We start from the raw sequence: 12,478 nt of genomic DNA on the forward strand, positions 1-12,478 counted from the left end.
ATGCTGCGCGACCACGCTGTCTACCAACCCGCAACCACTACTGCGGCGGCTTGACAACGTCATTGAGATTCTCCTTCGTTCCGGGCAAGTGTACAGTGAACATCACTTCTTGTACAGATAGGAAGCTTCCTGTACAGTCGTACGGTATCAATTGAAGGACCACATGGTGCAGGGCAGTCTGAACGGCGTTCGCATCGTGTCGCTTGCGGTGAACATCCCGGGCCCGCTCGCGGCGGCACGGCTGGCGCGCTTCGGCGCGTCGGTAACAAAGGTGGAGCCCCCTACCGGAGATCCCTTGGCCGCGGTCGCGCCCGGCTGGTACGCAGAGCTCGCCAGCAAGCAGACGGTCTTGGTTCTGGACCTCAAGGACGCCGGCGACCGCGCCAAGCTGGACGTCGAGCTGACTTCCGCCGATGTGTTGCTCACCGCCATGCGCCCTTCGGCGCTACGCAGGCTCGGGCTCGACGACGCGCATGTCAGGTATCCGGGGCTCTGTCACGTCGAAATCGTGGGCTACGACGGTGACCTCGAGGAGCGTCCTGGCCACGACCTGACCTATCAGGCCACGCACGGCACCCTGCAGCCCCCGTTGATGCCGGCGGTTCCGGTCGTGGACCTCCTGGGTGCCGAACGTGCCGTGTCCGGGGCCCTGTTGGCGCTGCTTGATAGGCCGAATTCCGGTGCCGGCCAACACGTCCGGATCGTACTGGCGGACGCCGCAGCCGACGCCGGCGCAGCCGTGCGGTACGGCGTCGCAGGGCCCGGCGACCCGCTCGGTGGCGCGACTCCGACCTACGGGATCTACGCCAGTGCCGACGGCTATATCGCCCTGGGCGCAATCGAACCGCATTTCCAGAAGCGGACCCTCGAGGTCCTGGGCGCAGCAGATACCTACGAGGATCTCGCACGAGTCTTTGCCGGACAAAGCACGCGCCACTGGGAAGAAGTCGCCGAGACGGTTGACATCCCCATCGTTGGAATTCGTACACCGGAACAAGGAGTGGAACATTGAACGCGCGCGAAGCAGTGATTGTCGGGGCGGTGCGCACGCCGGTGGGTAAACGAGGTGGCGCTTTGAGCCGGTGGCATCCGGCCGACTTGCTCGGTCACACCTTGCGAAACCTGGTGGAGCGCAGTGCGATCGATGCCAAAGACATCGATGACGTCATCGTCGGCTGTGCGATGCAGCATGAGCACCAGTCCGGAAATATCGGGCGGCACGCGGTGCTGGCTGCGGGTCTACCCGAATCGGTGCCGGCGGTCACCATTGATCGCCAATGCGGGTCCGGTCAGCAGGCGGTCAACTTCGCTGCATTCGGCGTCACCGCGGGCATCTACGAGCTGGCGATTGGGTGCGGTGTGGAGTCGATGTCGCAGGTGCCGATGCCTGCGTCGTTCATGCCGGGCGCGCCGCTCGGTCCGCAGTACTCGCCCGTGGAGTTGGCCCGCTACGACGACAACTTGGTGGCGCAAGGGGCGGCGTCGGAGTTGCTGAACTCCAAGTTCGGTATTTCTCGCGAGGAACTCGACGAATTCAGTATCCGAAGCCATGAGCGAGCATTCGCCGCGACCCGGGCGAAAAAGTTTCGCGCGCAGTTGGTGCCGATCACCGTCGATCCGCTGGATCCGTCGGCGGCGCCCGTCAGTGCCGACGAAGGAATCCGTGAGCAGTTGGATCCGGCGAAGATCGCGTCGCTGGAGCCTGTTTTCGCGGCCGACGGCCGCACAACCGCGGCCAATTCTTCCCAGATCAGCGACGGGGCAGCGGCGTTGCTGATCGCCGAGCGTGGCTACGCAGAACGCAGCGGGCTGGTTTCGCGGGCGCGGTTCCTGGCGATGACGGTCGCCGCGGCGGACCCGGTACTGCAGTTCACCGCGGTACTGGACGCCACCCACAGGGCGCTCGAGCGCGCCAACCTGAGTGTCAGCGACATCGACTTGTTCGAGGTCAACGAGGCCTTCGCCGGGGTGCCGCTGATGGTGCAACGCGAGTTCGGCATTCCCGATGACAAGCTCAACGTCAACGGAGGCTCGGTCGCAATCGGGCATCCGCTCGGGTCGACCGGGGCCCGCATGCTCACCGATCTGCTGTGCGAACTCGAGCGCACCGGACAGCGCTACGGCCTGCAGACCATCTGCGAGGCCGGCGGAACCGCCAACACCACCATCATCGAACGAATCTAAGGCACAGACATGGTCAGGGAAATCGTGAAGGGCGTGCCGTCGACGCACGGCGACCACTACCAGCTCAACACCACCAACCTGATCAGACATGCGGCGCGCACCTATCCCGAGCAAGAGGTCGTCTACCGCACCACGGAGGGCGACTGGCAGCGGTACACCTACGCAGACTTGTACGTTCGGGTCAAGCGGGCGGCGAACGCGCTCAGAGGAATAGGGATCGGCCCGGCCGACACAGTCGGAGTGCTCGACTGGAACAGCAAGCGGCACTTTGAGCTCAGCTGGGCCATTCCCGGCATCGCCGCGGTGATGCTGCAGATGAATCTGCGGCTGGCCACCGAAGACCTGAGCTACGTCACTGACCACGCCGAGGCGCAATGGATCCTGGTCGACGAGACACTCCTTCCGGTCGCCGAGGCGTTGGCTCCACACGTGCCGAAGGTCAAGGGCTGGATCGTAATGTCGGATAAGCCGCTCACCGAGATCGACACCACGCTGGAAAACGTCTTTCACCTCGAGGACCTGATGGCCGAGTCCGACACCGAGATCGACTGGCGGGTCATCGACGAAACCTCTGCTTACAGCGCGTGTTACACATCGGGAACGACGGGTCGGCCGAAGGGCGTCTACTACTCGCATCGTGGCAGCTACCTACACGCGATGGCGATGGCAGCAGCGATCAATCTCCGTCGCGAGGACACCGCGATGCTCATCACCCCGATGTTTCACGGCCAGTCGTGGGGGCTTCCGCACACCGCGATGTGGACCGCGGCGAAGGTGATCCTACCCGGCCGCTACCTGGCCGAGAACACGCAAATGCTCGTCGACGTGATGATCGCGGAGAATGTGACCGTCGCGAACGGCGCACCGGCGATTTTCCAGCCGATGCTGGACTACATCAAGACCCTTGCTGTGAAGCCAGATTTCAGCAGGACGAGACTGCTGTCCGGTGCGACCGAGCCGGCGAAGTCGCTGATGCGCGATTTCCACGAGCTCACCGGCGCCGATTTTGTGCAGGGCTACGGTGCGACCGAGACGACGCCGCTGATCACGATGAACATGGGCATCAAACCGTCCCTGCAGGGCACGATCACCGACGACGAGAAATGGGATTTCAAGCGTTTTCAAGGGCTGCCCGCTTCCGGTATCGACATCCGGATCGTCGACGACAACGGCAATGACCTGCCGCACGACGGTAAGAGTGTCGGCGAGGTACTGATGCGTGGGCCCTGGGTCATCGAGCGATACCACCAGCTCGACGACGACGACAACGCCGACCGCTTCCTCGACGGTTACTGGCGCAGCGGCGATGTCGGCACAATCTACCCGAACGGGTATCTCAAGCTCACCGACCGCCTCAAGGACGTAGTCAAGAGCGGCGGTGAATGGATTTCCTCTATCGATATGGAGAACGCCATCGTCGGACATCCGCTGGTGAAGGAGGCCGCGGTTGTGGGGATCAGCCATCCGAAGTGGCAGGAACGTCCGCTGGCCATCGTCGTGCCCGTCGAAGGTGGCGTGCTGACCCGCGATGACATCGTCGGTTGTCTGCAGGGGCAGTTCGCCAAGTGGCAGATGCCCGACGCGGTTCTCTTCGTCGAGGCGTTGCCGCGCACCAGTGTCGGCAAATTGGACAAGAAGATCCTGCGGGCCGAACACGCCGACGTTTACCGGGATGCGGTCACGTGAACAAACAAATTTTGCGATCGACTCGCGACGGTGCGGTGGCCCTGCTGGAGATCAATCGCCCGAAGTCGAAGAACAGCCTCAACGACGAGCTGTTGGGCGCGATGGGGGCCGAGCTGGCGGCGTTGCGGTCCGACACGGCCGTGTTGGCCGTGGTCATCGCGGGCGCCCACGGCATGTTCTGCGCCGGCGCCGACATCACGGCGTTCGACGAGATCCGGGCCCGGCCACTGGTCACCGGAGAGTCCAATGAGAGCTTCTGGTCGATACTGGCTGCGTTTCCGAAGCCGGTCATCGCCGCGGTCGAGACATACGCACTCGGGGGCGGCTGTGAGCTGGCGTTGGCCTGCGACATTGTCATCGCCGGCGAGTCGGGCCAATTCGGACTTCCCGAGGTGAAGATCGGCGCAATCCCTGGCGCTGGCGGAACTCAACGCCTCATTCGGGCGATCGGCAAATCCAAGGCTATGGCAATGCTTTTGACGGGCGATTCCATCAAGGCCCAGGAGGCGTGCGATGCAGGGTTGGTAGCCGAAGTCGTCGCCGACGGCGAGGCCGTGCCACGGGCGCTGGCGATGGCGCAACGGATCGCGACGAACTCCCCGCTAGCGGTGGCGCTGGCCAAGGATGCCGCTGTGCACGCGTTTCAGACATCACTGACGCAGGGACTCGAACACGAGAAACGGAATTTCTACGTGGCGGTGCATTCCGCCGACAGTCACGAGGGCCAGGCGGCATTCCTCGCCAAGCGCGCGCCCCAGTTCACCGGAAAGTAGGTAAAGCATGCCCGGACTCTTATTCCCGGACTACGTCGTTCCGTGGGAGACCGAGGATCAAAAACTCCTGCGCAAGCACGCCGCCGAGTTCTTCCGCAAGGAAGCGACTCCCAACCAAGCCAGGTGGGCGAAACAGCAGAAGGTGGACCGAGAATTTTGGAACAAAGCCGGCGCTGCCGGGCTTTTGGGCCTCGACCTGCCCGAGCAATACGGCGGTGGTGGCGGCAGTTTCGGTCACGAGGCGGTGGTGATGCAGGAGCGCGCCTACGCGCACGACACCGCGTTCGGTTTCTCCGTGCATTCGACGCTGGCTTCCCACTACATCGCCGAGTATGCCTCCGAGGAGCAGAAGAAGCGCTGGATCCCGAAGATGGTCAGCGGGGAGATGGTGATCGCCGTCGCGATGACCGAACCGGGCACCGGGTCAGACCTGCAGTCGATTCGCACCACCGCGGTTCGCGACGGCGACGAGTACGTCATCAACGGCTCGAAGACCTTCATCTCCAACGGTTCCCACTGCGACCTGGTGGTGATCGTGGCCAAAACTGAGTCCGGACTGTCGCTGATGGTGGCCGAAACCGAAGGGCTGGCGGGTTTCCAGCGCGGCCGGGTTCTGGAGAAGGTCGGCCAGCACGGCCAGGACACCCGGGAGCTTGCGTTCACCGACATGCGGGTGCCGGCCGCAAACCTGCTCGGCGGCGTTGAGGGCAAGGGCTTCGCCCAGTTGATGGAGCAACTTCCGCGCGAGCGGTTGACCATCGGGGTCGAGGCGATCGCGATGGCGGAGGCGGCGGTAGTAGAGACGATCCGTTATGTCAAGGAGCGCACCGCGTTCGGCAAGCCCCTCCTCGCCTTCCAGAACACCAAGTTCGTGCTGGCCGAATGCAAGGCGGAGGTGCTGGCCGGCAAGGCGCTGATCGACTACTGCACCGGCCGGTACCTCGACGGAAAACTCGATGCCGCAACCGCATCGATAGCCAAGATGTGGGGATCTGACAAACAAGTAGAGGTCACTGACAAGTGCCTGCAGCTTTTCGGTGGATACGGCTACATGATGGAATACCCGATCGCGCAGATGTATGCGGCGGCTCGGGTGCAGAAGATCTACGGCGGCACCAACGAGATCATGAAGGTGCTGATCGCGCGAAGCCTGTAGACAGACACACAAAAGGAGCAGCCGAATGGACATCGCAGCTAGCAGCGCGGTCGTCACCGGTGGCGCGTCCGGGCTCGGTTTGGCGACGGTGGAGACGCTGGCGCGGTCCGGAGCGCGGGTGGTCGCCGTCGACCTGCCCAATGCAAACACGGACGCGCTAAGCCTCCTCGGCGACACCGTCCGGTTCGCGCCCGCCGACGTCACCGACGAGGATGCAGTGACCAGGGCCATCGAGATCGCCAACGCGGACAAGACATTGCGTATCATCGTCAACTGCGCCGGCGTCAGCGATGGCACCAAGACCGTCAGCAAGAAGGGCCCTTTCCCGCTCGACGCGTTCGAGAAAGTAATCAAGATCAACCTGATCGGGACCTTCAACGTCGTGCGCCTGGGCGCATACGCAATGTCGCAGAACGACCCCGTCGGCGGCGAGCGTGGCGTGATCGTCAACACTTCCTCCGGCGCGGCCTTCGACGGCCAGATCGGGCAGGCGGCCTACTCCGCTTCCAAGGGAGGTGTGATGGCGGCGACGCTGCCGATCGCGCGTGATCTGTCGTCGTACTTGATCCGGGTCAACACGATCGCTCCGGGGCTGTTCGAAACCCCGCTTCTCAACTCACTTCCAGAGGCTGCGCTAACCGCTCTCAAGGCGCTGACGTTGCACCCAAACCGACTCGGTGATCCTGCCGAGTACGCACACCTGGTCGTAGCCATCGTTGAGAATCCGATGCTCAACGGCGAGACGATCCGTCTCGATGGCGCAGTACGGATGCCTCCGAGGTGATGTCCGGCCGTCAGAGTTGCTGATTGGATCCCACAACTCCAGGAGAGAATCAACGTGCAGGACAGTGTCCGCGTCGTCGTCGACCATGTGAACGAACACGGAAAATCGCGGCTGAGCGAGCGGCGGGTGGTGGCATCGGTGGGCCAGGCACTGCGTTGCAAGATGCGCAACGAGCGTGAACGCAGTTTCGTCTTCGTCACTCCGAGTCGGAGTCGGAGAGAGAGAGGCTTAGTCACGTTAGCCAACAGTCGACGAGTTCCTGAGCCCACGGGTATCGCCCGTTAGCCCTTTCAACGCCTGGAACAGCCGTTGTTGGCGTGTCCCTCCATCAAAACTCTCTGATGAACCGGCATCATTCTTGCTGACTGAATAGTTGATCAGATGATGTTTCTTCACTTTAGGTGAAGTCGAGGAGGCGTGGGTTGGCTCTGGCTGTGGTCCGCGATCTGCGGGAACATCGAGTACCGGCGAGCGAGGAGGAGCTTGCCGACTTCGAGACCGATGTGTTGGCCGGGTTCGTGCTGGCACGGGCGTCGGCCGGATTGGTCGACAGCACGATCCGCAACGACATCAACCACCTCGAGCTGATCCACGACTGGTTCGGCCGGCCGCTGTGGGAGATGCGGCCCGCCGATGTCGACGTCTATTTCGGCAAGGTGCTGCGCGACGCCAACCCCTCGACTCGCACCGGGCGGGCGGCGGCACTGACCGTGTACTTCCAGTTCTTGGAGCTTCGGCACAAGATCGACCTGCACAACATGACAGGTCGGGTCGTCGAGTGCCCGCTGGACGAGATCAACCGGCCGCGAGCCTCGGTCGATCCGCAGCTGCGTATCCCTCCGACCGCCGACGAGGTGGAGCAGCTGTTCGCCGGGTGGCGCCAGGAACTGGCTGGATTCAATCGGTCGTTGCAACACCTCGATTCCTCGGAGGTGTGTGGTGGCGTATGGGAAGCGGCAGTTGGAGGTTCGTGCGTATCGGGGGCAGATGCCCTCCCCGGGGCGGCCGTCGGTGGCCTGGCGGCAGGACAGGGTCCGGTTCTGGGCGGGGATCGCTGCCGGAGCGATGACCGAGGACGCCGCTACCGAAGCGGGCGTGTCTTCGCCGGTCGGGTTCCGCTGGTTCCGCCATGCTGGCGGCGTGAATCCACGCTTGCCAGAAACTGTTTCGGGCTGCTACCTATCCTCGAATGAGCGCGAAGACATCGCTTTATGGCGTGCCCATGGTGCCGGAGTGCGCGAGATAGCCAGGAGGCTGCGCAGGGCGCCGTCGACCATCTCGCGTGAGCTGCGCCGTAACGCCTCGACGCGCACGTATCGGCTCGACTACAAGGCCTCGGTCGCGCAGTGGCATGCCGAAAGGCGGGCGAGGCGCCCGAAGACGGCCAAGCTGGTCGGCAACGACCGGCTGCGCCAGTACGTCCAGGACAAGCTCTCCGGTGTCGTTCGTGGCGCTTACGGGCAGATCATGGCTGGTCCGGCCGCGACGCCGTGGAAGGGACGCAACAAGCCGCACCGAGGGGATCGGGCCTGGGTGACAGCATGGAGTCCTGAGCAGATCGCCCATCGGATCAAGCTTGACTTCCCTGATGATGAATCCATGCGGATCAGCCACGAGGCCATCTACCAAGCGCTCTACGTGCAAAGCCGCGGTGCGCTCAAGCGGGACTTAATCACCTGCCTGCGCCGGGGTCGGGCATTGCGGGTGCCGCGGGCACGGTCTCGGCAGAAAGCGTGGGCGCACGTCACGCCGGAGACGTTGATCAGCGCTCGGCCGCCGGAGGTCGCTGATCGCGCGGTCCCGGGACACTGGGAGGGAGATCTGCTGATCGGGTTGCAGCGCAGCGCGATCGGCACGCTGGTCGAGCGCAGCAGTCGGTTCACGATGTTGATCCATCTTCCGCGGGAGGCCGGATACGGGCTGATTCCGCGGACCAAGAACGGGCCGGCTCTGGCCGGCTACGGCGCCCTCACGATGGCCAACGCCCTAGCGCAGACGATCACCTCGCTGCCCGAGGAACTGCGCCGGTCGCTGACCTGGGACCGGGGAAAGGAACTGTCGGCGCATGCCCAGTTCTCGATCGCCTCCGGGGTCAAGGTGTACTTCGCCGACCCGAAGAGTCCGTGGCAGCGTGGCACGAATGAGAACACCAATGGCCTGTTGCGCCAATGCTTTCCGAAGGGCACCGACCTATCCCGGTGGAACGCCGACGACATCGCGGCGATCGCTCACACCCTCAACACCCGACCACGCAAGACCCTCGGATGGCGCACCCCGGCCGAAGCGTTCAACGAACACCTACACTCACTTCAGCAAGCCGGTGTTGCAACGACCGATTGAATCCAGCCTGGTCACCTGCCGCAAGTTCGCCCCGGCCGCCCGCAACTACGCGGTCGCCCGGCTGGCGGCCGACGTGGGACTGCGCATCAACGAGGCGCGGATGCTCGACCTCGACGATGTGCGGTGGGAGCTGGGGCGGTTCGGCAAGCTGAACGTCCGTCACGGCAAGGGATCACGCCGCAAAGGCCCCAAACCGCGACTGGTGCCGCTGATCAACGGCGCCGACCGCAGCCTGAGATGGTTCATCGAAGACGTGCTTGGACTGTTCGATATCGACCCGAATAGCCATGCCGCGCCACTGTTTCCGTCCGAACGCAAGAACATCGACGGGACGTGCATGCGCGCGACAGCTGACGTCTATCGCCGATCGTTGGCGGAGGCGGCGGACCGGCATCTGCCTGCGTGGTCGGGGAAGCTGACCCCGCATGTGCTGCGGCACTTCTGCGCGTCCCAGCTTTACCTCGGCGGAATGAACCTGTTCGCCATCCAGGAATTATGTGGTCACGCCTGGACGGCCACGACGGCTCGATATATCCACGTCCACGCCACCCACGTCGAAGATGCCTGGGTCACAGCACAACGTAACAACACGAAGTAACTGCACCTACGAACTTAAGGATTGGCTCAATGAAGTGGAATCTACGCCTGACCGCGGCCAACCGCGGCATTTGGAAGGCCAGCGAACTCCAACGGATGCTGGCCGAGCGCGGCCTGGTGATCAGCGCCGGCAAGATGTCGGGCTTGTGGTCGGGCAACCCCAACGCCATCAAGCTCCACGATCTCGATGTATTCTGCGCCGTGCTCGACTGCGCCATCGACGAACTGCTGATCCCCGAGCCCGAAACCGTGGCCGCACCCACGCCGAAGGGTAGCGAGGAGGCCGCCGCTGCGGCCGGTGAGGCACGTCCCGTCACCCCGCGCGCTCGGACGGGAAGGTCGCTGCCGCCGCGATGAATTGCCTGCAATGCGGAGCCGAACTGCCAGCCAACGGTCGCCGCGACCAAAAATACTGCGGCAGAAGCTGTTCAAAAAAAGCGCACTACTATCGCGGAAAGGCGGGACTGCCTGCTCGCCCGCCCCGGCGGCATCCAGCCTTGGAATCCGACGACCCCGTGCTCGTGGCCGCTGCGGTATACGCCCGGGAACGCGCTGCCGCCCACGATTGGTGCGGTGAGACCACAAACCGATGCCTCGACGCCCTGGTCACCCTTCTGGCCGGTCGGCCCCCCGGTGATCGCGTGCCGCTCAAAGAGGTTCGAACACGGCCGCATCGGCTCGCGTCCCGTCGCAGGCTTGTCGAAATCCTCTCCCACTTCGACCTGCTGACAGACGACACCGAACCTCCGATCCGTGCCTGGATCGACCGCGTCACCGCGGAACTTCCGCCAGGGTTCGCCGAGCCGTCGCACCACTGGCTCCTTACCCTGTTGGTCGGCGGCGCACGTGCTCGCCCACGATCGCCCAGGACCCTCTACAGCTACTTCGGCGCGGTCAGGCCCCTTCTCGCGCACTGGTCCACCTCCTACGACCATCTCAGGGAGGTCACCAGGGCCGACGTCGACGCGACGCTGCGGCCGTTTCAGGGAAACCAGTGCCACAATCTGATCAAGGCGCTGCGGTCGCTGTTCCGGCACGCCAAGAAGAATGGTCTGGTCTTCAGCAACCCAACAGCGGGTTTGAAGAGCCAACCAGTAGACCAAGACCTCGTGCCCATCACCGATGATGAGGTGCGCTCGATCGAACAGCTCGCGAGCGAACCGCGTGCACGCCTAGTTGTGGCATTGAGCGTCGAACATGCCTGCCGCACAAGCGTTATACGCAAACTGGTGCTCGACGACATTGACCTGCCGAACCGGCGGATCACCCTTGCTGGACAACCAACGGCTCGGCGAGCTCACCCACAGAGCGCTGATCACATGGCTCGACCACCGCCGGGACAGATGGCCCCACACTCCGAACCGGCACGTTCTACTCACGACGAAAACTGCATTGCGCACAACGCCGGTGAGTCAAACATCGGTGAAACAATCGTTGAGCGACAATGGGTTCACGATCGAACGCATCCGTGCCGACCGAATCCTTCACGAAGCGCTGACCGCAGGCCCCGACCCGCTGCATCTGTCTCTCTCGTTTTCGGCATCTCCCACAACACCGCGCGGCGCTACACCACCGCGAGGGAGTATCCGAAATTCGGTGTAAGTGGCCCGACACGCCGGGTGTGAGCCTGGCGGGGAAGGTCCACGATGACCGAAACGATGAGGGCTGTGACAGCAACAGCCGATGTCCACGATGATGAAGTGATGGTCAGCTCTCCGACACCGGAGGAGCTGGCGACGGCCCGCGAGCTGGTGCGGGCGGCCCAGGCCCGCGGGGTGTCGTTCGCCGATACCGCTGACGGGGTGCTTAAGGCGCTGACCAAGACGGTGGTCGAGACCGCGCTGGAAGAGGAGCTCGCCGATCACCTCGGCTATGACAAGCACGATCCGGCCGGGCGGGGGGCGCCGAATTCACGCAACGGCACCCGCACCAAAACCGTGTTGACCGACACGGTCGGACCGGTCGAGATCGCCGTGCCCCGCGACCGCGGCGGCAGCTTCGAGCCCCAGATCGTCAAGAAAGCATCAACACCGGTTGACCCGGGTCGATGAGATCGTGTTGTCGTTGTATGCCAAGGGATTGACCACCGGGGAGATCGCCGCCCACTTCGACGAGCTCTACGACGCCAAGATCTCCCCGGACACCATCAGCAGGATCACCGACAAGGTCCTGGCCGACATGGCGGAGTGGACCGCGCGGCCGCTCCGTCTACGCCGCAATCTTCATCGACGCGCTGAGCGTGAAAGTGCGCGACGGTCAGGTCGCCAACCGACCGTTCTACGCCGCGATCGGGGTCGATCTGGCCGGGCACAAGGACGTGCTCGGACTGTGGGCCGGCGACGGCGCCGGGGAATCAGCCAAGTTCTGGTTCGCCGTATTGACCGACCTGCGCAACAGAGGCGTCACCGACACGTTCTTCTTGATCTGCGACGGACTTAAGGGGCTGCCCGACGTTGTCGGTGAGGTGTGGCCGGCCACCATCGTGCAGGCCTGCACCGTGCATCTGATCCGCAACAGCTTCCGCTACGTACCGCGCCAGCACTGGGACGCCCTGCGCCGCGATCTCAAACCGATCTACACCGCCCCGACAGCGGCGGCCGCAGAAGCGGCGCTCGAGGCGCTCGCCGACCGCTGGGGCAGCCGATATCCGGCCCTGATCCGACTGTGGCAGTCGTGTTGGAATGAGTTCATCCCGTTCCTGGATTACGACACCGAGATTCGGCGGGTTCTGTGTAGCACCAACGCAATTGTTATCTGGAGTCCTCCGGGCGGTGTCCTTGATGTCCGACACGAGGCGTTCAGATCCCAGGTTCTGCGTGGTGGACGTGATTATCTGCAGTCGTCCAGGAGGCAAGAACCTGCGGAGGGACGATGCAGATTGCGGTCAAGTCCAGGGACGTGGTGTACGACGTCGTCGTGTGATTCTTCGACTTGGTGGTTTAGGCGGTCAGTGCCGCC

Annotated in this window: 10 protein-coding genes and 3 pseudogenes; all 13 read left to right on the forward strand. The window is 63.7% G+C overall.

The window, feature by feature from the left end; translation table 11 throughout:
- Positions 1-163 precede the first annotated feature (163 nt).
- A complete protein-coding gene (locus tag AWC17_RS02335; RefSeq protein WP_042909893.1) occupies positions 164-1,012 on the forward strand; it encodes a CoA transferase in 849 nt (282 codons plus the stop codon).
- On the forward strand, positions 1,009-2,184 hold the full coding sequence (locus AWC17_RS02340; RefSeq protein ID WP_019732177.1) for a thiolase family protein: 1,176 nt from the start codon (positions 1,009-1,011) through the stop codon (positions 2,182-2,184). Before AWC17_RS02335 ends, AWC17_RS02340 begins: the two co-directional genes overlap by 4 nt.
- A 9-nt stretch (positions 2,185-2,193) precedes the next feature.
- Positions 2,194-3,870: a long-chain-fatty-acid--CoA ligase gene (locus tag AWC17_RS02345; protein WP_007168424.1), complete on the forward strand. Its 1,677-nt coding sequence runs from the start codon at positions 2,194-2,196 to the stop codon at positions 3,868-3,870.
- Positions 3,867-4,643 carry an enoyl-CoA hydratase/isomerase family protein gene (locus tag AWC17_RS02350; protein ID WP_007168425.1) on the forward strand — a complete coding sequence of 259 codons (777 nt, stop codon included), beginning with the start codon at positions 3,867-3,869 and terminating at the stop codon, positions 4,641-4,643. The genes AWC17_RS02345 and AWC17_RS02350 overlap by 4 nt, the downstream gene beginning before the upstream one ends.
- A gap of 7 nt (positions 4,644-4,650) precedes the next feature.
- On the forward strand, positions 4,651-5,799 hold the full coding sequence (locus AWC17_RS02355; RefSeq protein WP_007168426.1) for an acyl-CoA dehydrogenase family protein: 1,149 nt from the start codon (positions 4,651-4,653) through the stop codon (positions 5,797-5,799).
- Positions 5,800-5,824: 25 nt separating this feature from the next.
- A complete protein-coding gene (locus tag AWC17_RS02360; RefSeq protein ID WP_007168427.1) occupies positions 5,825-6,583 on the forward strand; it encodes an SDR family NAD(P)-dependent oxidoreductase in 759 nt (252 codons plus the stop codon).
- A gap of 422 nt (positions 6,584-7,005) precedes the next feature.
- A pseudogene (locus tag AWC17_RS33955) lies at positions 7,006-7,473 on the forward strand (site-specific integrase); the annotation flags it as partial.
- Between the two features lie 97 nt (positions 7,474-7,570).
- The gene (locus tag AWC17_RS02370) at positions 7,571-8,923 is read left to right on the forward strand and encodes an IS30 family transposase (protein ID WP_046184758.1); all 1,353 of its coding nucleotides are present in this window, start codon (positions 7,571-7,573) and stop codon (positions 8,921-8,923) included.
- A gap of 7 nt (positions 8,924-8,930) precedes the next feature.
- Positions 8,931-9,521, forward strand: a pseudogene (locus tag AWC17_RS02375) (tyrosine-type recombinase/integrase); the annotation flags it as partial.
- A gap of 29 nt (positions 9,522-9,550) precedes the next feature.
- Positions 9,551-9,877, forward strand: coding sequence for a helix-turn-helix domain-containing protein (locus AWC17_RS02380; RefSeq protein ID WP_007168431.1), 327 nt, complete (start codon positions 9,551-9,553; stop codon positions 9,875-9,877).
- Between the two features lie 140 nt (positions 9,878-10,017).
- A complete protein-coding gene (locus AWC17_RS02385; protein ID WP_224112882.1) occupies positions 10,018-11,145 on the forward strand; it encodes an integrase in 1,128 nt (375 codons plus the stop codon).
- Positions 11,146-11,187: 42 nt separating this feature from the next.
- Positions 11,188-11,571: a transposase gene (locus AWC17_RS33780; RefSeq protein ID WP_057969888.1), complete on the forward strand. Its 384-nt coding sequence runs from the start codon at positions 11,188-11,190 to the stop codon at positions 11,569-11,571.
- A 4-nt stretch (positions 11,572-11,575) separates the two neighbouring features.
- Positions 11,576-12,478, forward strand: a pseudogene (locus AWC17_RS02390) (IS256 family transposase); the annotation flags it as partial.

The organism is Mycobacterium nebraskense (genome assembly GCF_002102255.1).
Taxonomy (GTDB): Bacteria; Actinomycetota; Actinomycetes; order Mycobacteriales; family Mycobacteriaceae; genus Mycobacterium; species Mycobacterium nebraskense.

What these genes read in the sequence shown, in the direction of transcription:
- AWC17_RS02335 (WP_042909893.1), top strand. Translation starts at nt 164, where the DNA reads ATGGTGCAGGGCAGTCTGAACGGCGTTCGCATCGTGTCGCTTGCGGTG.
- AWC17_RS02345 (WP_007168424.1), top strand. Translation starts at nt 2,194, where the DNA reads ATGGTCAGGGAAATCGTGAAGGGCGTGCCGTCGACGCACGGCGACCAC.
- AWC17_RS02355 (WP_007168426.1), top strand. Translation starts at nt 4,651, where the DNA reads ATGCCCGGACTCTTATTCCCGGACTACGTCGTTCCGTGGGAGACCGAG.
- AWC17_RS02360 (WP_007168427.1), top strand. Translation starts at nt 5,825, where the DNA reads ATGGACATCGCAGCTAGCAGCGCGGTCGTCACCGGTGGCGCGTCCGGG.
- AWC17_RS02370 (WP_046184758.1), top strand. Translation starts at nt 7,571, where the DNA reads ATGCCCTCCCCGGGGCGGCCGTCGGTGGCCTGGCGGCAGGACAGGGTC.
- AWC17_RS02380 (WP_007168431.1), top strand. Translation starts at nt 9,551, where the DNA reads ATGAAGTGGAATCTACGCCTGACCGCGGCCAACCGCGGCATTTGGAAG.